Below are 24397 nucleotides of genomic sequence, written 5' to 3'. Positions count from 1 at the left end.
ATGGCTCGTCAGATTCTCGTGACTGGCTCAAGTCGCGGCATTGGCCGCGCAATTGCGTTGCAACTGGCACGCGAAGGTTTTGATGTGGTTGTCCATTGCCGTGGTAGTTTGGAAAAAGGGCGCGAAGTAGTCGCCGAAATCCAAGCGCTGGGGCGCGACAGCGAACTGCTCAGTTTTGATGTGGCCGATCGCAGTGCGGCGCGCGCAGCGTTAACCGAGTATGTCGAGCGCAAGGGCGCTTTTTATGGCGTGGTATGCAATGCTGGTATAACTCGCGACAACGCCTTTCCGGCGATGTCGGAAGATGATTGGGACAGTGTGATTCACACCAACCTCGACGGCTTTTACAATATTTTGCAGCCATTGGTAATGCCGATGGTGCAAGCGCGCCAAGGTGGGCGTATTGTGACGTTATCTTCCGTAGCGGGCTTGGCGGGCAACCGCGGCCAAGTTAATTACAGCGCTACCAAAGCCGGCTTGATTGGTGCCACTAAATCTTTGGCGCTAGAGTTAGGCAAACGCAAAATTACCGTTAACTGTGTGGCGCCGGGAATTATTGAAACCGATATGGTTGATGAAGTTTTTGCCGACGAAGCGAAAAAAATGATTCCACTTCGACGCTTTGGTCAAGCTGACGAAGTGGCAAGCTTAGTGTCTTATTTAATGAGTGATTCGGCCTCCTACATCACTCGTCAGGTGATCTCTGTTAACGGTGGAATGTTGTAATGCGTAGAGTGGCAATTACCGGAGTGGGTGCGGTTAGCGCCCTGGGCAATGACTGGCCTAGCGTAGAGGCGGACCTGCGGGCCGGCCAAAACAAGGTGCAAGTGTTTAGTGAGTGGGATGCGATCGAAGGGCTCAACACCCGCCTGGGTGCCCCCGTTGAGTTTGCCACGCCTAAACACTACCCGCGCAAAAAACTGCGCTCTATGGGGCGGGTGTCGGTGATGGCGGTAGATGCCAGCGAACGCGCCTTGACGATGGCCGGTCTACTCGATGATCCACTGCTCAAAAGCGGCCGCGCGGGTGTCTCATACGGCTCCTGCATTGGTACGCCGGGCGATGTACCCGCGCTGACCCGCGTGGTGAGTGATAACACCACTGTGGATATCACTGCCTCTACCTACCTGCGCACTATGACGCACACAGCTACAGTGAATATCGGTCTGTTCTTTGGTATGACTGGCCGCATTATTCCCACGGCCTCAGCGTGTACCTCGGGCAGCCAAGGCATTGGTTATGCTTACGAGGCGATTAAATACGGCATGCAAGACATCATGATTGCCGGTGGTGCCGAAGAGTTTCATGTTACCCCGGTGGCGGTATTTGATACCCTGTTTGCCACCAGTACCAGTAACGATACCCCCGAGCTAACACCTCGCCCGTTCGATAAAAATCGCGATGGTTTAGTTCTGGGTGAAGGCGCCTGCTCCCTAATTTTGGAAGAGTACGAACACGCTAAAGCTCGCGGCGCGACTATACTGGGTGAAATCGTCGGCTACGGCACCAACTCCGACGGCGCCCACGTGACCGAGCCTCGCGCCGTAACAATGGCTGGCGCCATGCGCACCGCCCTAAACGATGCACAATTAACCGCTGCCGATATAGGTTATGTCAACGCCCACGGTACCGCCACCGCTAAGGGCGATGTGGCCGAATCACAGGCAACCTGTGAAGTGCTGGGTGAAGGCAAACCGATTAGCTCGCTGAAAAGTTATATCGGCCATACCTTGGGGGCTTGCGGCGCGCTGGAGGCTTGGATGACCTTAGAGATGATGCACACGGGCTGGTTTGCTCCCACTATTAATTTAACCGAAGTCGACCCCGACTGCGCCCCTTTAGATTATATTCAAGGGGCGGGGCGCGAACTGGATTGTCAGTATGCCATGAGCAACAACTTCGCTTTCGGTGGGGTTAATACATCGCTGATTATTAAACGCGGCGACTCATGACTCGGGTGGTTGTAACTGGGCTCGGTGCGGTCACTGCGCTGGGCTCTGATTGGTCGAGCTTCAGTGATGCGGTGCACCAAGGGCGCAGCGGTATTCGTGTGATGCACGAATGGGCCGATATTAAAGGCTTAAACACCCAGCTGGGTGGCCCGGTGGATGGCTTTCAGCTGACCGGGGATTACCCCCGCAAAAAAATGCGCAGCATGGGGCGGGTGTCACAATTGGCCACCGTGGCCAGTCGCGATGCATTGCTGATGGCGGGCTTATTAGATGACCCACTGCTAACCAGTGGTCGCACAGGTATCGCCTATGGCTCCTCTACTGGCAGTACCGACGCCGCCCGCGAGTTTGCACAAATGCTCACCGATCGCGATTTAACCCGTATTACCGCCACGACTTATATCAAAATGATGAGCCACACCACCGCGGTTAACCTCGGTGTGTTTTTTGAAATTAAAGGGCGAGTGTATCCCACCTCTTCGGCCTGTACTTCCGGCAGTCAAGCCATTGGTTACGCTTACGAGGCTATTGCCAGTGGGCGGCAAGATATTATGTTGGCCGGTGGAGCCGAAGAGCTGTGTCCTACCGAAGCCGCTGTGTTTGATACCTTTCGTTCGGCCAGCACCAAAAACGATACCCCCAACCAAACCCCAAGCCCATTTGATGCAAAGCGCGATGGTTTAGTCATTGGCGAGGGCGCCGGCAGCTTGATTTTAGAATCACTAGAACATGCTCAGGCACGCGGTGCAGACATTTATGGTGAAGTAGTTGGTTTTGGTACCAACTCCGATGGCGGTCACGTCACTCAACCCGATAGCGACAGCATGCAAGTTACCATGCAGCTTGCTTTGAAAGATGCGGGTTTACAAACCTCAGATATTGATTATCTAAACGCCCACGGCACTGCCACCCAATATGGCGATGTCACCGAAAGCCAAGCCTCTTATGCAGTGTTTCAAGATCGTGTGCCGGTCAGCAGTTGCAAGGGCCACTTGGGGCACTCTTTGGGCGCAGGTGGTGCAATCGAAGCCTGGGCCTGTCTACACATGATGCGCGATGGCTGGGTAATGCCAACGTTAAATTTAAACCAAGTCGATGCCAACTGCGCCCCTTTGCAGTATGTCATGGGCGGCGTTCTCACCCAATCAAGCGTGCACATGATGTCCAATAATTTTGCCTTCGGCGGTATTAACACCTCGTTAATTTTTAAACGCTACGACGATTAATCAGTCGATTACCGCATTCCTAGCGACACTGAAATAAGTGGTGGAAATAATGATTGATCAGTGGTTGTTTTACCTATTGGCCGTACCAATTGTGCTGCTGGTGGGGTTGTCGAAAGGTGGGTTTGGTGGCGGCTTGGGCTCGCTCGCCGTGCCGGTGTTATCACTCGCTGTTGATCCGCGTTTAGCGGCTGCCGTGTTACTGCCGATTTTGTGCAGTATGGATTTGGTTAGCCTATGGAGCTTTCGCGGTAAGTGGGACAAGCGCAATTTATTAATTTTATTTCCCGCGGCTATGCTCGGTCTAGCCTTAGGCGCTGCTATGCACACCTATATGGATGCTAATAAAATTCGTTTTATAGTGGGTATTATGGCGTTGTATTTTGTGGGGCATTACTTGTGGGGTAAGCATGTTATACAGCGCGTCGTCGCACAAAAAGCCAGCGTTGCGCGCGGCGGATTTTGGGGGGCAGTGGCGGGCTTTGTTAGTTACATCGCCCACGCCGGTGGCCCACCCATTTCCATTTATTTAATCCCGCAGCAATTACCCAAAACCGTATTTGTCGGCACTACGGTAATTTTTTTCAGTGTGGTTAACTACGTTAAATTAGTGCCTTATGTGTGGACTGGCCAGCTGGATTTAAGCGCGTTTTATACCTCTTTAGTGCTTCTGCCCTTAGTTCCCATTGGTGTGGGCTTAGGCGTGTGGCTTCACCACCGCGTATCGGATAAATGGTTTTACGGCATGTGCTATGTGCTGTTGACATTTGCCGGGATTAAGCTTGTGAGTGAAGCCTTGCTGGTCTGGTTTGGGTAGGATTGGGGGGCGCTCTAAAGGGTGAACTTTGCTTGGTAAAATGTACTTGATCACTTTATAGCTTAGCTTAGCTTAGCGTTGTGTTGATATCTGATCTAATTGGAAGCGATAGGCTATAGAATAAATCATGACTTCAATACGTTAGAGTTGGAGTTAGTATTCCCTAAATCTACGGTAAAATTTATTTTTCTTATCCTGTCAAATTAAAAATCATTAGATAGTTGTCACCCCCGCGGTTATCTAAATTTTCACTAGGGGGCATAAAAAAGGATAAATTATGAGTTGGTATCTGGAAGTCTTAAAAAAGTATGCAGTATTTAGTGGTCGGGCGAGAAGAAAAGAGTATTGGTTTTTCGCATTATTTAATATTATTGCTATTCTTGTGTTGGGTTTGGTCGACAATATGGCTGGAATGTTTAATGCCGAGATTGGGCTGGGTTTGTTGAGCGGCCTATATTATCTGGCGATTATTGTTCCGAGTATTGCGGTTTCTGTGCGTCGGCTGCACGACACTGGCCGCACCGGTTGGTGGGTTCTGATCGCATTCGTTCCTTTAGTTGGCGCACTTATATTACTGGTGTTTATGGTAATGGATAGCAAACCGGGTACGAACCAATACGGTGATAACCCGAAAGAAACTGTCGTTGCATAAGTGGCACGATTAATGAGCTCTGAGGTCGTTATGGCTTGTACTGGCATACAGTGACTAATATGATTGTCATAAATAAGGTGTCGATCTTTGCCAGGTACCAGACGTCAGCCGCTCTCTATTTCTTCCATTAAAAAGCCCACCCCACGCAGGTGGGGCGGGCTAGCCTTGATGCCAGCTATGGCATCTGGGTTTGCTCTCGAATGGGCTTAGTTTTCTTCGCGCTCGTAAAGTACGTTGGTCATGGTCACAGTAGATTCGGTAATGCCAAGGTCTTCGTAACACTCTTCAAACGAGTCTGAATCGCCAGATTCACCGCAGTCATCATTGGTTCTGGTGTCTTGCGATTGCAGGTAGTTACCAAATTTAAAGTATGACGCTGAGTCGTCTTCTACAGGAATGCCAAAACTGTTACCCATAGAGTAAACGTAAACATCCCCGTAGTCGTTGATCACTCGCAAGTCGAAGGTATCACCACTGCGGATGGTGCCCAGTGCATACTTCTCTTCATTACCATCGGTATTACGCAAGCGTACGTATACATCGAAGATGCCGTTGTAGGCGACGCTGTCATCAAAGCCCGATTCCGACGAATCAGAAACGTAGAGTTTCATAATGGTACCGGTATCGCTAGCGTGGTGTTGCGCCACAATTGTTTTACCACCGTCTGACATGTCGACCTTAATATCGGCTTCGAACAGTTCATAGGTATCGGTCATGGCGATTCGCAGACCTGATTTAATCTTGTACTCGTGGCGCCAACCGTTACCGTTAGGCGTAGTCACCTGAGCCTGCAAAGGAACAAACCGAAGAGTACTGTCGTTCACTAATGGGTGTGGGTTTTCGCCTTCCAAGTCAAATAGGCTGCCGTCGGTGATTAGGTCGGGAATGTCACCACCTGAGCCGCCACTGCTAGAACTAGAGCTGGACGATGAGCTGCTATCACTGCCACCTTCTGAATTAACACTCATCTCGGTGACTGAATTCCAGCTGTTGGAGCTGTTACCATGCCCTACGTAGCGTATATAGCGAGCATCGGTTTCTACTACCGAGAAGGTTTCAAGTGAGTTTGTAGAGCCAGAGCTTTGGCCGTTAGATAATACGGTTTCCCAGTTGCTGCCGTTGCTACTGGCTTGAATGTCGAAGTAAGAGTTGCGCTGATTGCCATTGTAAAAAGCGATATTAACACTGCCAACTTGTTGCACGCTGCCTAAGTCAAGCTCTAACCACTCACCATCGCCGTTGCCTGACCAGCGCGTATCGAGATCATTATCTAAAACATTAGCGGCTACATTTCCGTCGTCCGTGCTGGCCGAAGCTTCGACATCATCGCTTGGGCTTGAGCTGCTGGAAGAGGACGATGAAGACGAAGAAGTTCCACCAATTTGCTCGACTGTAAAATCATCAAAGCGGCCAGTACCGTTATGATATTTGGCAAATAATTCAGCTGAGGTATTCGAGCCAGAATTAAAATCGACTTGAACTTGGTTCCAGTCGTCGTCATCAGAATCGGTATCAAACACGGCGCCATTGATGTTGACGCCAACAGTGCCAGAGCCCAACACATAAGCGGTTAAACGATAGTTAGTGTTGGCGCTAAGCGAAATATCTTGTTCTACACGGCCGCCTTCACCGGTTATTTTTGCAGAGTTATTGCCTGAGTAAGCATCACCGGAAACGGCCGATGGGTCGTCATCATTCCAGTCATCAAAACCATTTTCAAAGCTGGGGTTGTTAATGGTGACGGCGCCGGCTGATGCGGCGATCATGCTTAGGGCAAGTATCGAGCTGCTAGTTAATAGCTTCATGACATTTCTCCGAAGAAAAAATTTCAGCGCCTTAATGACGCATACGTTATTAAAATATACTTATCACGACGATTGTCAGCGTCGCATTGAATGAAAATATCATTCTTGTTTCAAACTACTTATGTAAATACGAGATGGTTGATAAATCCAAAAAAGTAGTACTGCTTGAACACGGGCGGATTATTTCAGAGATGTAACAGGAATATTGCGATAACGTTCTCATTTGTAGAAAACGTTATAACTGTGAAGTTGTCGATATGCTGATATGTGAAAGGCTATGCGCAATAAGGGTTTCAAAGGTTTGTTGGCGCATTAATGATAGGAAAATACAATTTATAATTATCATTCATTGATGTGTCGTTAATACTATTACTGTTTTAACATTGTTTTTAAAGATAATTTTTATGATCTGTATCTTTCTTTTATTAGTTGGTAGCTACTTAAAGTCATAACTACTATAGCGTCTTAATTCATTTCACCCTTCCATATTTATAAATTTTAGTGTTATCAGGGTTTATTTATATTCAAATTAAATTCTAAGTTGGCTCTGTGTTTGCAGTTACCCTTGGAGAAGTAGAAATGCTTAGTAATTTAGGCGTTTTCTTCAATAATCATTACAGAAAGTGTAATTATTACAAAGGAGAGGAACATGAAATCACTATTCACAGTACTGTCTTCCGTGGTCTTGGCTTTGGTTCTTGCCGGTTGCGCAACTGGTCAACCAAAACCTGAAAGCTTGTTGGCTCAAGCACAATCCCGAGTTGAACAGGCCCGGTCAGTAAATGCTGAGCGCCACGCACCCGTAGTATTTCGCGAAGCACAAAAAAATCTAAAAATGGCCAACGAGCTGATTTCCAAAGAGGAGTATGAAAAAGCGACCTCGTATTTGGATCGTTCTATTGCCGACTCCAATCTCGCCATTGCCACCAGTAATGCTGAGAAATCAGAAAAGGCTGCACAGCAGGTGCAAAAAAATCTGCGAGCGCTAGAGCGAGAAGTCAAGTAATCAGTAAATATTTCTACCAAATATTCTCAATGGTTAGGGAGAAAGACAATGTTAAATAAAAAGACTTTTGTTATGTCTGCTATTGCTGCGGCAATGTTAGTGGGCTGTGCCACTTCCCCGATGGAAGATAAACGTTTGAGTAGCTTAGAAGGTCAGTACACACAAGTGTCGACGGTTGATCAAGCACGCGAGTATGCGCCGGTTCAATTAAAAGAGGCAGATGAAGCGCTTGAAAAGCTTGAGCGATTGATTGATGCCGATGCCGATGAAAGTGTGATTCAGCAGCAAGTGTATCTGGTCGAGCGGAAATTAGCCATTGCCACGCAAACCTCTCGCATGCAGCAAGCAGATCAGTTGGTGGAGCAAGCCGATGATCGACGTCATGAATTGTTATTGGCAGCTCGTACTCAAAGAGCGGAGCAGGCTGAGTTACGCGCAGCCGAAAAAGAGCAACAGGCTCGAATGGCGGAAGATCGTGCCAATCAAGCTTCACAGCAAGCGCAGCAGGCGCGTGAACAGGCCGAGCAGGCGCAAAGCCGTGCTTTACAGGCTGAGCAGTCAGCACAAGAAGCGCAGGCACGGGCCGAACAAATGAGTGCTAAAGCCAGTAAATTGGAGGCCGAGCTTGAGAATATCTCGACTGAGAAAACCGAGCGCGGTTTGGTGCTCACCTTAGGGAATATTTTGTTTGAGTTGGATGAGGCAACGCTAAAATCCGGCTCTGAGCGAACCTTGCAGCGAGTTGCTTCTTTCTTGCAAGAGTACCCTGAGCGCGAAGTCTTGATTGAAGGTTTTACCGATAGTACGGGTAATGATCAATACAATCTCGACCTTTCCGATCGTCGTGCCAGTGCCGTCGAAGAGAATTTGGTTGGCCACGGTGTTGATGCCGCACGCATTTCTACCCAGGGCTATGGTGAGGCGCACCCAGTTGCCAGTAATGATACCTCTGCCGGTCGCTTGCAAAATCGCCGAGTCGAGATTGTGATTGGTAACCAGGGCGAGCCGGTAAAAACTCGCCAGTAACCTGCTGTAATCTGAGTAAAAGCCCTCGGATTAAAAGTGCTCTGAGTTAAGAGTTAGGGCGCCAGAGAACGGGCGAGAGGCCAATGGCATCTCGCCCTTTTTTATTACCACAGCGTTCGACTTCTGGGCCTAAAGCTCTGCGCGGCTGAATTTAGGGATTGCGCAGGTTAAGGATGTTGCAGGTTACGGGCAATCTAGGTGGTCTTGAATGGTCTAGGTCGTAGGTTTAGCGGCAAATTATTTGTTTGTTTCTGGCTTAATCTGGTTTGGTCCGCAGGCCTCAAGCGGCCTATATGGTAAGCTAAGGTCTTTTCAATAGAGCGAAATAGGGTTCGATAATGGGCAAGCTTATTGGCGGTGCAATCGGTTTTGTGTTGTTTAATATTGTGGGGGCAATTTTAGGGGTATTTCTCGGCCATATATTCGACAAAGGCTATGCAGCCAATACCGCCAGGGTCTCGCCACAAGAGCGCGAGGCGCTGAAAGTCAGCTTTTTTGAAACCACTTTCACCTTGTTGGGCTATCTAGCCAAGGCCGATGGGCGCGTCAGTGAGGCTGAGGTGGCCGGTACTGAGCAGTTGATGGATCAAATGGGGCTGTCAGCCGATCAGCGGCGCGAGGCCATTGAGTTGTTTAAGCAAGGCTCGGCGAAGGGGTTTGAGCCTGCCAAGGTACTGAGCGATTTTCGCGCCCGCTGTGGCCGCAACAACAACCTTGTGCAAATGCTGCTCACCTATCTTGTGAATCTTGCCCTGGTGGACGGACAGTTTGATGCCGCCGAAGAACGTGTGCTGCGTGAAGTGGCCGCAGGCTTAGGCGTTAACGGCTTTGCCTTTGAGCAGCTGCTGCGCATGATTAAGGCGCAAAATAGCTTCTCTAGCAGTGGTGGTTATCGCCAGTCTGGTGGCGCCTCGCAAGCCTCCAGCGCCGACGAGCTCGCCCGTGCCTATGAGGCTTTGGGTGTAACCTCCAGCGCCACCGATGCCGAGGTCAAGCGTGCTTATCGTAAATTGATGAGCCAGTATCATCCCGATAAGCTGGCTGGGCAGGGGTTGCCCGACGATGCTGTGAAGGCCGCCACCGAGCGCTCGAAAGAGATTCAGGTTGCCTACGATTTGGTGAAAAAATCCCGGGGTTAAACATCCCAGTAGCCTGAGGCCCTCATTGTGCTGGTCAACATCCTAATTTATCTTCTCGCCGCGGTGGTGGTTGTGCCCATCGCTAAGCGCCTGGGCCTGGGCTCGGTGCTGGGTTATTTATTAGCTGGGGTACTTATCGGCCCTTACGCATTATCATTAGTGGGCGATCAAACGGAAGTCATGCATGTGGCGGAGTTTGGCGTGGTGATGATGCTGTTTTTAATTGGGCTTGAACTCCAGCCGGCCCGTTTGTGGGATTTGCGTAAACCTATTTTGGGCTTGGGTGGCCTACAGGTGTTGTTATCTGCAGGCTTGATTATGGCGCTTTTGCTCAGCTTGTTTTCACTCAGCTGGCAAATAGCCTTAGCCATTGGCTTGGCGCTGGCACTCTCGTCCACCGCTATTGTGTTGCAGTCGCTAGAAGAGCGCGGACTGCTCAATACTCCGGCGGGCTCTAACGTATTTTCAGTTTTATTATTTCAAGATATTGCCATTATTCCTATTTTGGCACTCCTACCGCTGCTGTCCACGGTCAGCCATAGCTCGACCGAGCAGCATCAAAGTGCGATTGCTCATTGGCCGGTGGTGTATCAAGTAGCGGCCAGCGTATTGACCATTAGTTTGGTGATATTGGCGGGGCGCTTTTTGGTGGCACCTATCTTCCGGTTAATTGCCGCCACTAATTCGCAGGAAATTTTCACCGCGTTTGCGCTGCTGATTGTCGTGGCGATTACGGTACTGATGCAGTTTATTGGTTTATCACCCGCCTTGGGAGCTTTCATCGCTGGCGTAGTTTTGGCCGATTGTGAATACCGCCATGAGCTAGAAGTCGATATAGCGCCGTTTAAAGGGTTGTTACTGGGGTTGTTTTTTATCACCGTGGGTGCGGGTATAAACTTTCAATTGTTACTGGAAAATCCGCTGTTAATCACCCTCTGTGTCGGTTTGTTAGTTGGTGGCAAACTACTGGTACTGCTAACGCTGGCCAGTATTTTTAGAATGGGGCGCTGGCGCGGCTTACTGTTCAGTTTGGCGTTGGCACAGGGTGGTGAGTTTGCCTTTGTCATTGTTGCAGCTGCGCAAAATGCAAAAGTCTTTGATGCCGAAATTGGCGGCATTGTAATCCTCACGGTAGCGCTGTCGATGTTGGTTACCCCGTTGTTACTGGTCGCCTATGAGTATTTGTTTTCACACGCCAGCCGCAATAAAAAAACACCAGAGCTGGATACAGATATCGCCTCCACCGATCATGTTATTGTGGCCGGCTATGGCCGTTTCGGACAAATCGTCGGCCGCTTGTTGGCCGCACAAGGTTATCGGCTAACGATTCTGGATCACAGCCCCGGACAAGTTGAGTTGGTGCGTCGTTTCGGTAAGAAGGTGTACTACGGTGATGCCACGCGTCGTGATTTGTTGCATGCCGCCGGTGGCGATGAGGCCAAACTCCTGATTGTGGCAGTGGATGAACCTGAGCGCTCAATGCGGATAATTCAAACAGCGCGCGAGAATTTTCCCAATCTTAAGATATTGGTGCGTGCGGTGGATCGTCGTCACGCCTATCAGCTTATGGAGGCCGAGGTGGAGGGGTTTCAGCGCGAGACGTTCCATTCGGCACTGGCTCTGGGGGTTGATGCCTTAAAGCAATTGGGCCAGTCTGATCATGCCGCTCAGCGCGCCGGTGAGCTTTTCGAACAACACGATGAAAAGTCACTGGTAAAGCTCGCTCAGGCCTGGGGCGACGATAAATCTTACGGTAAAGCGATTCGCAAAAACTTGGATGATTTACGCCGCGTGTTGCAAGAAGACAGTGGCACCGAGCAGGCGGAAGATAAGCCACCGCGTTAGCGTTGAAGTTGTTGTTTGAGGCCGGACAGTATGCTGGCGCCTTCACTGTTATCGTCAAGGCAGCCTGTTATATACCAATCGGTGCCGCGTGTATTGTGGCTGAGGCTTTGCCGAAAACACCGGCCTTTCATATTCACACGGGTCGCACCGCTCGGATCGCGAAAGCTGTAATAGTGTTCAGTGCTGGCACTTGGCTGTGCCGAGTGGCTGCGGGCCCGTTTCAGCTGTTGCCTTAAGCCGGGGTGAAAGATATTGCCAGCTTCAGTCGCTGGGGTGGATGTGCCCGATTGCGTTATATCAGCCTGTCTTGTAACGGTGGGCCTGCTCGCAGAGGGTTTAGCTTTGGCTTGCCCCGTGTGAGGCAGTGTTCCGGGTAAAGGTGCTGCTGCCGGTTTAGTTGGTGCAACGGGGGCAGTGTTCGTATGCGCCGGTTGCGGTGCTTTTTTCGCACTTTGCACAGCCGCGGCTGTTTGGCGGGTTGGTATGGCAGTGTCGGCCTTTTTGTGCAGAGTAACCTGAATAGCCGTGGGCTGGTCCTGTGGTACGGGTTTAGCCGGTGTTAAAAATAAAAGCAAGCTGTGCAGAATGAGCGATGCAATGGCCGCGCTAATCAGCAGGGGTAAGCGGTAGGGCGAGGAGCGCTTAGCGTCAAGCTCTATCGGCAAGGCGCAATAAGCCGCGCCGTCGCGAAAACCCTGAGTGGGTGTTATATAACCGTGTGCTTTATGATTAAGGTCGACGTCCATGCGGTATCGGTTGCACTATCTGATAAAATGAATAATCCATAGACAGGCTTGTTGGCAAGATGTTCACTATGAAAATCTTTAATGTATGTATTCGCACTTTTTTTCTGCCGTGCTTGGTATGTTTAGGCGTGGCTTTCTCGCCTTTGGTTTGGGCCGAGACGGAACAGGCCACTATTGAAGAAAATTTGCCGCAAGGGTGGCGCACCGGTTATGAAACGGAGCCCGTATTCGGCAGTAAAATGTTTTGGGTAGAGGCCGGGCGAAAGAACAGTGAAACGATTGTGTTAATTCACGGTTTGGGACAAAACGGCTGGCGTGATTGGCGCAAGGTGATGCCGCTTTTGGCTCAAGAGTATCGGGTTGTGGCTTTTGATCTCCCGGGGTTTGGCCGCTCAGAGGTGCCCACGGGCAAATACTCGCCCAGTAACTACGCCGCCGCCGTGCACAGTGTGTTGCACCAGGCTGGTATCAAGCAGTTTCATTTGGTGGGCCACAGCATGGGCGGTGCCGTGGCTTTGCGTTTGGCGACACGCTACCCGACCTCGGTGGAGCGCTTAGTGTTAATCAGTGCCGCCGGTATTTTAGAGCGCAGCACCTTTGCCGGTCATTCAACCGCTCTGCCGCTAGAGGCGGGTATGTTGTCTTATTTTAATGCGTTGCCGAAAGAAGTGCAGGGCGGTATTAGCGGGCTGGTGCGCGAAATTGGCGGTTCGATACTGCGCTGGGATGCACTGCCAGACCCCACCGCGCTGCTCAGTAAAAGCGATACGGCTTGGGGCACCACCTTAAAAGGCCAACCCAATATGAACGCAGCTTTCGCCTTAGTCGGCGAAGACTACAGCGGCGATTTAACCACACTCGATGTGCCCACCCTGGTGCTATGGGGCGAGCAAGATCCGGTGGCCCCGCTGCGAACCGGCTACCTTTTGGCCGGACAAATCCCCGATGCCGAGCTGGAAATATTCCCCGGCATGGGGCATATGCCCATACTCTATCCAGATTTAGTCGGCCCGCCGATTACGAACTTTTTACAGAGCAAAACATCGGTTAGCTCGTCGGCAGGGAGTGAGGAAAACCACGGGGATTATCAATGCTCGGGGCAGAGTGGGGTGCAGTTGTCGGGGCATTATCAAGCGATTGAGATTAATGATTGTCAGAATGTTTTTTTGCAAGACGTTACCGCCAATTCGCTTCAAGTTAACAACAGCAAGCTGGTGGGGCGCAACGTAAATCTAGGCAGTAGTGCTATTGGGCTACAGGCCGACAATGCTGAAATAGAGCTGACCAACGCGCATATTCAAGGTGATATTGCCGTGTCGGTTAACGCCAGCCAATTGGATTTGGCCGGCGTATTAATCGAGGGCGAGTCCGAAGCCGTACGGGCATACCAAGCGTCTGAATTTGTTTTTTCCGTCAGCCAAATGCAAACGCCTGATTATCAGAAAAACCTACACGGCGTATTTACCTTAGGCGCCCCCGCGCAATAATTACTGTAGCAGGCTCCGTTCGGGGCCTGCATCGCTATCACTTTTTCACAGGAGCTTTATCGGCGCGCTGGTGCACCCACTGGTATAACACTGGCAGTACCAGCAGTGTAAGCAGGGTGGATGAGAGAATACCGCCAATGACTACCGTGGCCAGGGGCCGCTGCACTTCCGCGCCGGTGCCGGTGTTGAGCGCCATGGGGATAAACCCCAAACTTGCTACCAGTGCGGTCATCAGTACCGGGCGAAGGCGGGTCATGGCACCGTCGATGATCGATTGCGTTAAGTCTCCGGTTTGTTGCCATAGGTCGCGAATAAACGCGAGCATCACCAAACCATTGAGCACGGCCACACCGGACAGCGCAATAAACCCAACCCCTGCCGAAATAGACAGCGGCATACCCCGCGCGTACAGCAAGAGAACACCGCCGGTAAGCGCTAAGGGCACACCGGTAAAAATGATCAACGCTTCTTTTAAGGATGAAAACGCCATCATTAGCATGCCTAAAATAAGTAACAAAGTGAGCGGCACTACGATGGATAAACGCTGGCTGGCCGATTGCAATTGTTTGAAGGTGCCGCTGTAATCGAGCCAATAGCCGGGTGGAATATCCGCCTGCTGAGCAATGCGGTTTTGCACTTCGCTGACAAAGCTGCCCAAATCGCGGTCGCGTACATTGCTGGTAATAACAATACGGCGCTTGCCATTTTCCCGGCTAATTTGCGCCGGTGCCGGGGCGATGTTCAGCTCGGCCACCTCTTGCAGTGGCACATAATCACCGTCACTAAGCGGTATGGGTAGAAACGCTAAACCCTCGATATCGCGGCGCAATGTTTCCGGCAGGCGCACTACTAATTCAAAGCGCCGGTCGCCCTGATAAATAATGCCGGCGGATTCACCGCCGATGGCTGTGGCAACCCAAGCTTGTAAGTCGGCGACGTTTAATCCGTAGCGGCCCAGTGCCTCGCGCTTAGGTATTACCGACAGGGTGGGCAAGCCCGTGACTTGCTCCACTTTGGTATCGGCCGCCCCCTCAACGCTATTAACAATACTGAGTATCTCGTTGGCCGTAAGCACCAGCTGATCTAAGTTGTCACCAAATAGCTTGATGCCTAAATCGGCCCGCACGCCGGAGATAAGTTCGTTAAAGCGCATTTCAATCGGCTGGGTAAATTCATAGTTGTTACCCGGCAAAGTTTTTAAGCTGGTTTCAATGTCGGCCAGTAACGTCGCTTTACTTTTATTCGGATTGGGCCAAGCATGGCGCGGCAAGAAGGTAATAAAATTATCCGATACATTAGGCGGCATGGGGTCGGTGGCCACCTCCGCAGTGCCAATGCGAGAGAAGACCTTATCCACCTCGGGGAATTGTCGAATATGTTTTTCTAAGGTTTTTTGCATACTGACCGACTGCTCAAGCCCTGTGCCCGGAATGCGCATGGCGTGCAGGGCAACATCACCTTCATCCAGTTGGGGGACAAATTCTGAACCCAAAGTGGTGGCCAGCCACAGACACACAACCACTAACAGTGAGGCAAAACCCACCACTGCCCAGCGACACTTGAGCGCCAGCGTGAGCAGTGGGTAGTAGAGTGATTTTGAGCGGCGCATTAACCAGTTTTCACGATCTTGAATTTCACCGTTCATCAACACAGCCACCGCTGCGGGCACTAAGGTGAGTGATAACACCATGGCGCTTAGCAGTGCCATCACCACGGTCGCCGCCATGGGGTGAAACATTTTGCCTTCCACACCGGTGAGGCTGAATATGGGAATGTAAACAATGGTGATAATGGCAACACCAAATAGGCTGGGCCGTATCACCTCGGCGGTGGCTGTAAACACCGTGTTTAATCGCTCACGCAAGGCTTGTGGGCCGCTCTCGCGTTGGGCGATAGCCAGGCGGCGCACACAGTTCTCAACAATAATCACCGCGCCATCGACAATCAAACCAAAATCAAGCGCACCCAGACTCATTAGGTTGGCGGAAACGCCAGTTTTTACCATACCGGTAATGGTCATTAACATACTGAGCGGAATCACCAGAGCGGTGATTAATGCCGCGCGAAAGTTGCCCAGCAAAATAAACAGTACGGCGATAACCAGCAGGGCGCCTTCCATAAGGTTTTTAGCCACGGTGGCAATGGCTTTATCGACTAGGGTGGTGCGGTTGTACACAATGTCTGCCACAACCCCAGGGGGGAGGGAGGCTTGAATGTCGTCAAGTTTGGCGGTTACGTTTTGTGCCACCGCTTGCGAGTTTTCACCGATGAGCATCATCACATTGGCTAATACGGTTTCTTGACCATTGCGTGTGGCGGCCCCGGTGCGCAGTTCTTTGCCGATGGCCACCTCGGCGACATCACTAATTTTTATCGGTGTTGAATCGCGCTCGGCAATAATGACATTGCCGATATCATCGATAGTTGCCAACTGGCCGGGCGAGCGAACCAATAGCTGTTGACCGTTGCGCTCAATATAGCCGGCGCCGCGATTGTCGTTGTTGGCCTGTAGTGCGTGGTGAATATCACGCAAGCTAATTTTGTGATGCAGCAGTTGAGTTGGGTCGGGCAGTACATGGTATTGCTTATGGTAGCCGCCAATACTGTTGACCTCGATAACACCGGGCACTTGCGCGAGCTGGGGCTTGATAATCCAGTCTTGTATTTCGCGCAGGTCGGTGGCGCTATAGGGCTCACCTTGAGCGGTGCGCGCCTCGGCGCTGGCCTGTACCGTGTATAACACAATCTCGCCCAGACCTGAGGCTATGGGTCCCATTTTGGGTTCGAGCCCCAACGGCAGTGCACTTTTAATCGCCCCTAAGCGCGCGTTAATGAGGTTGCGGGCGAAATAAATATCCGTGCCCTCGTTAAACACAACCGTCACTTGCGACAAACCATAGCGTGATAAAGACCGTGTGTAAGAAAGGCTGGGCAACCCCGCCAGTGCATTTTCTACCGGGTAGGTAATACGTTGCTCAGCCTCAAGGGGGGAGTAGCCCGGCGCCTCGGTATTGATTTGCACCTGCACATTGGTGATGTCCGGCACCGCATCAATCGGTAATTGTTTATAGCTCCAGACGCCAACGGCAATAATCACCAGCGCCATGCATAAAAAGGCCCAGCGCTTGTCGATGGCCAGACGCAATATTGAATAAATCATCTAGCGCCCCTTAGTGTTTGTGTTCAGCGGCAGACTTTTCGATGTCCGCTTTAATTAAATAACTGTTTTCGCTGACGTACTCCGCGCCCGGTGCTAATCCGGCCAGCACTTGGTAAAAATTGTTATCACTGGCGCCCAGCTTTAGTGGCGTAAAGGTGTACGTATGCTCGTGCTGTATAAAAACACCGCGTCTGTCCCCCAATTTTTGCACGGCTTGTTTGGCCACCGCCACGGGCGCGGTAAAGTGCCCCACTTGTATGTGTGCCTGCAGCATTAACCCCGGTGTTAAATGTCCGTCGGTGTTGTCGAGCTCAACCCGGGCCAGTTGGTAGGGGCCATCAATAGCGGGAATCATATGTTGAATAAGCCCCCTTAGCTGGGTGTGCACGGTGTCAATAAAAACGGTTTGCCCCTCGGCCACGATGTTTTGTTGTTGCGGATACACACGCAGCTCGGCCCAGAGCTTATCGGTATTAACGATGGTAAATAAAACCTGATCACGCGTGCTTTCGCCGATATTGGCGTGGCGCTGAATAATTTGTCCGGCAATAGGGGCGTGCAGCGTATAAGCCTTAAAGCTTTCGTCCGACTCCACCACGGCCAGTGTGTCACCGGCTTTTACCCGGTCACCGGTGGTGGCGCGTACGGCTTTTAACGTGCCGGTAAAGCGGGCGCGCACATGGCTCAATTGTGCGGGATCGGTGGCGACGGCGCCGTATGTGGTGATGGTTTGGCGCAGTTCTTGTGGGCCGGCTGTAGTGGTTTCAATGCCCAGCTGGTGAGCCATCTCCGGCTGAATACGGCTGTGGTTTTCTTCAGTGTGGTGATCGTCGCTGTGGCCGTGATCATCGTGGCCGTGTTCGTCCGAGGCGAGTGTCGAGGCGTTAAACACCAAGCTTGCGAGTGACAGCAGTGCGATGGTTGAAATCTTCATAAGGTTAAGTCCCGAGTTTGCTGGTTAACAAACTAAAAATATTTTGATTATTGGGTAAAAGGCGCGCCGGTTAGTTGTTCTATCAGTGCTTGGCTGACGAGCGCGGTGGTGGCGGCGTCAATACGCGCCTGCCGCGCCGCTAACAACTCTTCGCGCGCGGCCATTAAGTCCTGGTATTGGTAGCGGCCATTGTCGTAAGCGGTTTGGGTGAGTTCGAGCGCTTGCTCTAGCGCTGGAATCACGACCTCGGCCATTTTCGTCGCATTGTCGATACCTTGTTGGCGCAGCGAATAGGCATTAAATAGCTGTGCGTGTAGGCGTAATCGCTGGTCTGTTTCGGCATAATCGATTGCATCGCGTTTCGCCTGGGCCGCTTTTACCTGTGTGCTACCGCGCTGGTTGGCAAACAGCGGCATTGAAACTCCGGCGGTTAAAGCGGCGTCATCTGTTGCGGCAAAATGTTTTACCCCAAGCCGCCAGGTTAAGTCGCTGCGTTGGTCGGCGTGTGCCAGCGATAACTGCGCCTCCTGAAGGCGCTTTTCGCTGGCGAAGACCTGCAGGGCGGGTGAGCGTTGGGCGCGCTGATACAGCTCGGCAAAGGGCTCGCTGGCGCCAAACTCAAATAAGCTGCCATCTAAACGCTGAAAAGGCGTTTGAGTTTCACCCCAGTAGCGAGCGAGCTGAATTTTTTGCCGCTCAAATTTGCGTTGCAGCGCCGTTAATTGCATATCGGCGCGAGCCACGGCGGCTTTGGCGCGCAGTACTTCGGCCTCGGGGGTGGCGCCGCGTTGAGCCCGCACCGACATGGTGTCGAGCAGAGAGTGGGTAAAATCCAGCGAGCGCTGGGCCAGCTCCCTATTGGCCTGGGTGGCAAGGCTTTCAATATAGTGGGTGGTTAACTGTGCCAATACATCTAAGCTGGTGGCCTGGTGCTGATACTGCGCATGACGGATGCGAGCATCGGCATAGGTAAGCCGCGCTTGCTGTTTGCCTCCTAATTCAATCATCGACGACAGCGCCAAGGTTGTCTCGGCTTCTTGCACGCCTTGTTTGGCACCTGTCCCCGCGATATTTTCAACGTTTAGCTCAACCGCTAACGCCGGGCTAAGTGCGTCATTTTGTTTACTGGCAAGGAGTGCGGCCTTGTGAAAACGGTATTGATATAGCGCCGGATTGTGAGTCAGCGTGCGGGTTAAAGCATCCTGCAGGGTTAGCGTATTAGCCGGTGTTGCCGGTGCCCCCAGCGAGTGGATGCTGGTGCCGAGTAGCATAAGCCCCAGCAAGCGCCGACAGCGGCGCGTTATGGTGTTCAACTCCATGAGTAAGTCCTAAGTTCAAGCTGCATTCGCTGGTGCGGGCAAGGCCGTCGTCAGCCGGCAAAAAGCCAACAGGCTGTGGCGGCGTATTAACGCCCGCTACCAAGTGGTATCAGAAGTTAAGGGCTCAGGCTTTGGGAGGGCGTAAAAAGGATTCGAGCGGCTCGGGACGGGTGCCAACGGTGTACTCAGTGGGTGGGCTGATGGCTTTACTGGGCAGTAGATGCTGCGCCGATAGCAGCAAGGCCGAGCAAAAATGGCCGTGGCACTGACAGCAATTTTGACAATCCAGCTCGTGCGAGTTGCTATCAATAACGACGGTATCGCTGTTGTTTGAATCGGTAAAGGTTGAGGGGTGAGTATCGGCGGGCTGATGTGAAGCGTCAAACACCCAGTGCCCATTACCCGATTGATGCCAGTGGTGAATATCGCCCAGCGTCATGCCTGATTGCAGAGCAACCACCATCAGCGCTAGGTAAATCACAATCTTTTTAAGCATCATCGGTGCAATTTTGTCATGTCAGTCCGTTAGTAGGCGCCTACCATAACAAAAAAGTTCAAAGGGTGCTTTGTTTTGCCTCACGTTTATCGCCACGCTTAACGGGGTGAGCTTGCCTAAATTTCGCTCTAATGTTCTGATGGGGTTAACGTATGGATCTTTCCCTGCTGGGCCGAAGACAGCATGCCGTGTTTTACAGGGTTAACGGTTGGATCTTACATTTATTGGCTATACGGAGGCATTATGTCGCGTCACAAGGTTGAGTTTACCAGTACCGAGGGGCACACCTTGGCAGGTGCCTTAGAGTTGCCAGATAACGGCACACCGAAAGCATATGCGTTATTTGCTCATTGTTTTACCTGTGGTAAAGACGTGGTAGCTGCCACTCGTATTGCTCGCACTCTAGCCAATCAAGGGATTGCTGTGTTGAGGTTCGATTTTACCGGTCTGGGCAGCAGCGAAGGTGATTTCGCCAACACTACCTTTTCCAGTAATGTGACAGATCTGGAAGCGGCATCGCTATTTTTAGCCCGGCAGTACCAGGCCCCTTCATTACTCATTGGCCACAGCTTAGGTGGTGCCGCTGTTTTGGCGGTGGCACGCCGGCTCGACTCGGTGCAAGCGGTGGTTACCATCGCTGCGCCGGCATCTCCGTCCCATGTTGAGCATTTATTTGCGGATCAAGCATGTGATATCCGTCAAACCGGCCGTGCTCCGGTTACGATTGCCGGTCGAACCTTTGAGTTGGGTGCGGAGTTGTTGGAGGATTTAGGAGCCGCTGTTGATTTTCCATTCGCCGGTTGATCTTGTGGTGGATGTAACCGAGGCGACGAAAATTTTTAAAGCCGCAAAGCATCCCAAAAGTTACGTGTCACTGGATGATGCCGACCACTTACTCAGTCGGCAGAAAGATGCCGATTATGTTGCGCTAACACTGACGACGTGGGCCAGTCGTTACTTAAAACTAGATCCGCCCCCAGTGCAAAGTCAGGACCGCCCCAGTGTGGAACCTGCGGAGGTATTGGTTACCGAAAAAAATACGCAGTTTTTGCGTGGGCTGTACAGTGCCGATCACCAATGGCAAGCCGATGAGCCGGAAGATAAAGGCGGCAGTAATTTAGGTCCCAGTCCCTATGAATTACTGCTTATGTCATTGGGGGCTTGCACCTCCATGACCGTGCGTATGTATGCTAATCACAAAAAGCTGGCGATAGAACAGCTCGAAGTACGTTTAACCCACCGCCGACTTAAAACCAATAAAGAAGGCGGGTCAGGCATAGACAGTGTGATTGAGAGAAAAATAAGTTATGTCGGTACATTAAGCGACGAGCAACACCGGCGTTTATTGGAGGTCGCTAATCGGTGCCCTGTGCATCAATCTCTGATGGGGGAGTTTCATATCCAAACCAGCAGCCCTTATGTTGCGTCCGATCAGACAGACGAGCTGTAAGTTTATAGTGGTTTTTTATATGGTTTAGACCGGATAACCTTGAACTGTCGACCTGCCCCGAATTCTATAAAAGCTGAGTCGGATACTCTAATCAACTGAGCTAAAGGCCAATAAAAAAGGCCGCTACCTGAGAAGATAGCGGCCTTTATATGGTGGGCCTTCCCAGAGTGAATCAAAAAGACTAGGGTCTTTTTGACCCTGCGGGCGTCGGCTTCGCCTCGTTGCAAATTGCTTGCGCAATCAGTGAACTGGCCAGAGCGAACAGGTTCTAGAAAACAGCCATCCAATAAAAAAGCCCCTGCCAAAATAAATTGTGTGCGGGGGATCATAGTTTGGCCACTTTTAGCTCGTATCGTATAAACTTTTAATTATTTTTCTTACTTGCTCCCTTATCGCCAATCCATTTGGGAGCTTCTAAGTTGAATTCAAGCACGGCGCCTATAGTCAGAGCGCACCAAGCTACGACTGAGCGACTAGGACCGAAGACTATCCGGCCCCGGCCTGAGGCACCTCTGGCGCCCGGCTTCGTTACTCGGCGCTGTACTGCGCCTTAAGCTCATCCAACCTCTTCTGGTCGTCCTCATCGAACAATTGGCCCGAATAGAGCGGCTCACCATCGGCGCCATCGAGCCGCTCGACGGTCACCGTGAATACCGCATCGGCGGGAGCATCAACCTTGCCCCAGTCCAAATAGGGGTTGGGCGCAAGAGTCCAGGTTACTTCCTCGCCCGGCTCCAAACCGCCTGAAATATCGTAATTGAACGTGTCTTTGAGCCAGGGCACGCTGCGATCCGGACTGGCAATGGTACCCTCGAAGTACGCTCTCGATATGGCCTGATCGGTACCGTTTTTCACGGTCAGCTCAATGACCGGTGCATCACGAGTGAAATCTCGATCCTTCAGATAGAATCGGGACCGCATCACCTCGAACTGCTTGAGTTTCTCGCGGGCACTGCCCGAGTCAACGCGCTTTTGCTCCAGCTCGCGTATCTCCTCTAGCGCCTGCTGGCGCTCTCGCTCCTTTCGCTCGGCGATAATTATATCAGCCTCGGCGAACACCTCGGCGGCAGTCTTGCCATCAATCGACTGGTAAAACCGCCTCTGCATGGTCCCGAGGCCATCGCTGCCGCCTGAGAGCACGTCTTCCATGTTGATGTGACTCATTGCCAGCACCTGCACAGCCTTTTCGAACTTATCGCGCTCGCCCTCTGGCAGCGAGTCCCTAACCTCGGTGACCGAGGCTTTCATCGCCTTCTCCGAGGAGGCGTCTATCGTCGGTTCGCTGCACCCGGCGAGCACAATCATTCCAACACACAGCCCAAACACCTTCACATAGCTCATACACCATTCCCTCAACGTTTCATCCACTGTGACCAAGGAGCTCATCACACTCTGAACTCCCCGTAATATGCATTGCCGTAAGGCCGGTAGCCGAAGCCTTAGGGCGCATTCTCGCGCACCCACCGAACGGGCAGCTTTGCGTCCTCAGCCTCGTGCGTGACCTCGCCGGTATCAAAATCCACCCCACACCTGCTGAGCTTCTCGATAAGAGCTGGAGTTCCACACAGATCCGTTTGCAGAGCTCACAAACAAAGCTTCATTTCGTACCACTGGCTGATGCAGTCTTATGGCTGTGATTTGTCTGAACATAATAGGTAGAATAAAACGCACTGCGATGATCTTTGAAAATCTGGTACAAATAAGCATTGATGACGTCCTCAGTGATAAAAGGGGCGAAGGATTACAAAGGCAATAAATGGAGGGAATTGTGGACTTATCGATTACTAAAGACCCAGAGTGGATAGCCCGTCGCACTGAGCAGTGGGCCGTGGTGCGGGAAGCAATTAAGGGCGAAGTCAGAAAAAAAGATTTAAAGGAAATAGAACACTACTTTATGACCGGAGAAATACTGTCGCGCAATGTGCTAAGTGATAGCTCCTTGTTTACTTACTTTCCACTCAAGTCAGAAGAGGGATGGGATTTTGTGTTGGAGCACATAATCGAGTCCCCATTTGTAATTGAGCATAAGCTATATTGGACAATTGAAGGAGACTTGATTCGTTTTGGTTACACCCCAGAAGAAGAGCTGGCACAGTGGGACTACTTTCTGGGTAGCACTTTTAAACGAAACTTCAAATCCAGAGTGCCGATCGGGAAAAATAAAGAATACGCGCAATTCGAAGTGGATGCGTGCAGAGTATTTGGCCTAATGTTTGGCCCTAGTTTATCCAGGTGGATTTCCGGGAAGAGTGATAATTTGCCTAGCTCCTATATGCCAAGAAAAAGCTACTATTTTGATCTGCTATCGCAAATGGACGAACAGGACTTTGATGGTAAGAGCGGCAATTCCCGTAAAGAGAAACTGATGACTCGACAAATGAATTCTGTTTTGGACTATCAACCCGAGTACCCCTTAACGGACGAGAAAAAGGCAGTACGCCAAGGCTTTCTCGATGAATTGCGAGAAGTTTTTGACGGCATCGAAGGCGACACCAAAGTGAAACGTATGTGGCAAGCGCTAAAGAAAAAGCACGGAGAATAGCCGCTATGAGTATTTTTAATACCATCTGCTTTAAGAGCCCAGAGCAAGACCGTGAAGCCTGGCATAAAATGCTAGCTGGTTTGTGCGAGGGCAAGCAGGGCGCCTGGCTGGAGGAGCAGTTTGAGCGCTTTGGCGAGGCGGCAGAGCAGGAAATTGAACAGCTAATGGACGACTGCGAAGAAAACCTGGGCCGAGTCTGGTTTGAAGGCTTTAACGCCAATGGCAACCAGTTTGAATGTGCCCTGGACGGTAACTTTGACGCCCACCACTGCCTGCCCCGTATCAAACAGCTGCTCAGTGTATGCGGCGCCACTGATATTAATATCAATATGCCGGAGGAATGATAAAACGGGGTGGGCGCGCGGTTTAATCCGGCTACTTGGATGTGGTGAATGTAGGTTTTGGAAGTGGTTGCGAAGGATTCCCCAGAGTGAATCAAAAAGACTAGAGTCTTTTTGACCCTGCGGGCGTCGGCTTCGCCTCGCTGCGAATTGCTTGCGCAATTAGTGAACTGGCCAGAGCGAACAAATTCTAGAAAACAACCATCCAATAAAAAAGCCCCTGCCAAAATAAATTGGCAGGGGCTTTTTTATTGGATGGTGGGCCTTCCCAGACTTGAACTGGGGACCTGCCGATTATGAGTCGGATGCTCTAACCAACTGAGCTAAAGGCCCTTAAACTTGTCTTTTGTCCTCTGAGCTACGTTGCCTTGTCAGGGAACAAAATCTACTGCGTTCAGTAATAATTCTTGTTTCTTGCAGGGAGCAGCAACAAACTTTTCTGCGTTCTGCGTTCTGC

Annotated in this window: 21 protein-coding genes and 1 tRNA gene; 14 read left to right on the top strand and 8 right to left on the bottom strand. The window is 51.2% G+C overall.

Annotation, left to right across the window (positions count from 1 at the left end):
- The 5 genes from fabG to Q4526_RS06380 all read left to right on the top strand — a co-directional run bounded on the left by fabG (position 1) and on the right by Q4526_RS06380 (position 4644).
- A complete protein-coding gene (gene fabG / locus Q4526_RS06400; RefSeq protein WP_215976096.1) occupies positions 1-726 on the top strand; it encodes a 3-oxoacyl-ACP reductase FabG in 726 nt (241 codons plus the stop codon).
- The gene (locus Q4526_RS06395; protein WP_215976095.1) at positions 726-1952 is read left to right on the top strand and encodes a beta-ketoacyl-ACP synthase; all 1227 of its coding nucleotides are present in this window, start codon (positions 726-728) and stop codon (positions 1950-1952) included. Before fabG ends, Q4526_RS06395 begins: the two co-directional genes overlap by 1 nt.
- Positions 1949-3178: a beta-ketoacyl-ACP synthase gene (locus Q4526_RS06390; protein WP_215976094.1), complete on the top strand. Its 1230-nt coding sequence runs from the start codon at positions 1949-1951 to the stop codon at positions 3176-3178. The genes Q4526_RS06395 and Q4526_RS06390 overlap by 4 nt, the downstream gene beginning before the upstream one ends.
- 49 nt (positions 3179-3227) lie before the next feature.
- On the top strand, positions 3228-3992 hold the full coding sequence (locus Q4526_RS06385; RefSeq protein ID WP_215976093.1) for a sulfite exporter TauE/SafE family protein: 765 nt from the start codon (positions 3228-3230) through the stop codon (positions 3990-3992).
- A gap of 277 nt (positions 3993-4269) precedes the next feature.
- Complete coding sequence (locus tag Q4526_RS06380; RefSeq protein WP_215976092.1) at positions 4270-4644, top strand: DUF805 domain-containing protein; 375 nt, start codon at positions 4270-4272, stop codon at positions 4642-4644.
- Between the two features lie 206 nt (positions 4645-4850).
- Here Q4526_RS06380 and Q4526_RS06375 read toward each other — a convergent pair whose 3' ends face one another.
- The gene (locus Q4526_RS06375; RefSeq protein WP_215976091.1) at positions 4851-6449 is read right to left on the bottom strand and encodes a polysaccharide lyase family 7 protein; all 1599 of its coding nucleotides are present in this window, start codon (positions 6447-6449) and stop codon (positions 4851-4853) included.
- A 649-nt stretch (positions 6450-7098) separates the two neighbouring features.
- Between Q4526_RS06375 and smbP the strand changes: the two genes are divergently transcribed.
- From smbP to Q4526_RS06355, 4 genes are all read left to right on the top strand, one after another.
- Positions 7099-7455 carry a DUF4398 domain-containing protein gene (gene smbP / locus Q4526_RS06370; protein ID WP_215976090.1) on the top strand — a complete coding sequence of 119 codons (357 nt, stop codon included), beginning with the start codon at positions 7099-7101 and terminating at the stop codon, positions 7453-7455.
- A gap of 48 nt (positions 7456-7503) precedes the next feature.
- Entirely contained in the window at positions 7504-8481 is a 978-nt protein-coding gene (locus tag Q4526_RS06365) for an OmpA family protein (RefSeq protein ID WP_215976089.1), read from the top strand.
- A gap of 338 nt (positions 8482-8819) precedes the next feature.
- Positions 8820-9620, top strand: a complete 801-nt coding sequence (djlA, locus tag Q4526_RS06360; RefSeq protein WP_215976088.1) for a co-chaperone DjlA — start codon at positions 8820-8822, stop codon at positions 9618-9620.
- A 27-nt stretch (positions 9621-9647) separates the two neighbouring features.
- A complete protein-coding gene (locus Q4526_RS06355; RefSeq protein WP_303609561.1) occupies positions 9648-11465 on the top strand; it encodes a monovalent cation:proton antiporter-2 (CPA2) family protein in 1818 nt (605 codons plus the stop codon).
- Here the strand turns inward: Q4526_RS06355 and Q4526_RS06350 are convergent.
- Positions 11462-12211, bottom strand: a complete 750-nt coding sequence (locus Q4526_RS06350) for a hypothetical protein (protein WP_215976087.1) — start codon at positions 12209-12211, stop codon at positions 11462-11464. The genes Q4526_RS06355 and Q4526_RS06350 overlap by 4 nt on opposite strands.
- A 68-nt stretch (positions 12212-12279) precedes the next feature.
- Between Q4526_RS06350 and Q4526_RS06345 the strand changes: the two genes are divergently transcribed.
- The gene (locus Q4526_RS06345) at positions 12280-13698 is read left to right on the top strand and encodes an alpha/beta fold hydrolase (RefSeq protein WP_215976086.1); all 1419 of its coding nucleotides are present in this window, start codon (positions 12280-12282) and stop codon (positions 13696-13698) included.
- 37 nt (positions 13699-13735) lie between these two features.
- Here Q4526_RS06345 and Q4526_RS06340 read toward each other — a convergent pair whose 3' ends face one another.
- The 4 genes from Q4526_RS06340 to Q4526_RS06325 form a co-directional block, all read right to left on the bottom strand.
- Positions 13736-16858, bottom strand: coding sequence for an efflux RND transporter permease subunit (locus tag Q4526_RS06340; protein ID WP_215976085.1), 3123 nt, complete (start codon positions 16856-16858; stop codon positions 13736-13738).
- A gap of 10 nt (positions 16859-16868) precedes the next feature.
- Positions 16869-17792, bottom strand: a complete 924-nt coding sequence (locus tag Q4526_RS06335) for an efflux RND transporter periplasmic adaptor subunit (protein WP_215976084.1) — start codon at positions 17790-17792, stop codon at positions 16869-16871.
- 47 nt (positions 17793-17839) lie between these two features.
- A complete protein-coding gene (locus Q4526_RS06330; protein ID WP_215976083.1) occupies positions 17840-19111 on the bottom strand; it encodes a TolC family protein in 1272 nt (423 codons plus the stop codon).
- A 124-nt stretch (positions 19112-19235) separates the two neighbouring features.
- Entirely contained in the window at positions 19236-19610 is a 375-nt protein-coding gene (locus tag Q4526_RS06325) for a hypothetical protein (protein WP_215975367.1), read from the bottom strand.
- A 240-nt stretch (positions 19611-19850) separates the two neighbouring features.
- Here Q4526_RS06325 and Q4526_RS06320 point away from each other — a divergent pair, with 240 nt between their 5' ends.
- Both Q4526_RS06320 and Q4526_RS06315 read left to right on the top strand, forming a co-directional pair.
- On the top strand, positions 19851-20411 hold the full coding sequence (locus tag Q4526_RS06320; RefSeq protein WP_303609560.1) for an alpha/beta fold hydrolase: 561 nt from the start codon (positions 19851-19853) through the stop codon (positions 20409-20411).
- Positions 20389-21057, top strand: a complete 669-nt coding sequence (locus Q4526_RS06315; protein WP_303609559.1) for an OsmC family protein — start codon at positions 20389-20391, stop codon at positions 21055-21057. The genes Q4526_RS06320 and Q4526_RS06315 overlap by 23 nt, the downstream gene beginning before the upstream one ends.
- 528 nt (positions 21058-21585) lie before the next feature.
- Here Q4526_RS06315 and Q4526_RS06310 read toward each other — a convergent pair.
- Positions 21586-22398 (bottom strand): DUF6694 family lipoprotein, encoded by an 813-nt coding sequence (locus Q4526_RS06310; RefSeq protein WP_215976082.1) that lies wholly within the window; start codon positions 22396-22398, stop codon positions 21586-21588.
- Positions 22399-22825: 427 nt separating this feature from the next.
- Between Q4526_RS06310 and Q4526_RS06305 the strand changes: the two genes are divergently transcribed.
- Both Q4526_RS06305 and Q4526_RS06300 read left to right on the top strand, forming a co-directional pair.
- Positions 22826-23599, top strand: a complete 774-nt coding sequence (locus Q4526_RS06305) for a hypothetical protein (RefSeq protein ID WP_215976081.1) — start codon at positions 22826-22828, stop codon at positions 23597-23599.
- A 5-nt stretch (positions 23600-23604) separates the two neighbouring features.
- Positions 23605-23943, top strand: coding sequence for a hypothetical protein (locus tag Q4526_RS06300; RefSeq protein ID WP_215976080.1), 339 nt, complete (start codon positions 23605-23607; stop codon positions 23941-23943).
- Between the two features lie 253 nt (positions 23944-24196).
- On the opposite strand, the gene Q4526_RS06295 is transcribed toward Q4526_RS06300, so the two are convergent.
- Positions 24197-24273: transfer RNA gene (locus Q4526_RS06295), tRNA-Ile, on the bottom strand.
- Positions 24274-24397 lie beyond the last annotated feature (124 nt).

This window comes from Gilvimarinus sp. 2_MG-2023, assembly GCF_030547685.1.
In the GTDB taxonomy this organism is placed as follows: Bacteria; Pseudomonadota; Gammaproteobacteria; order Pseudomonadales; family Cellvibrionaceae; genus Gilvimarinus.
Note: the sequence above shows the minus strand (reverse complement) of the source record. Positions and strands in the feature narration are given on the sequence as shown.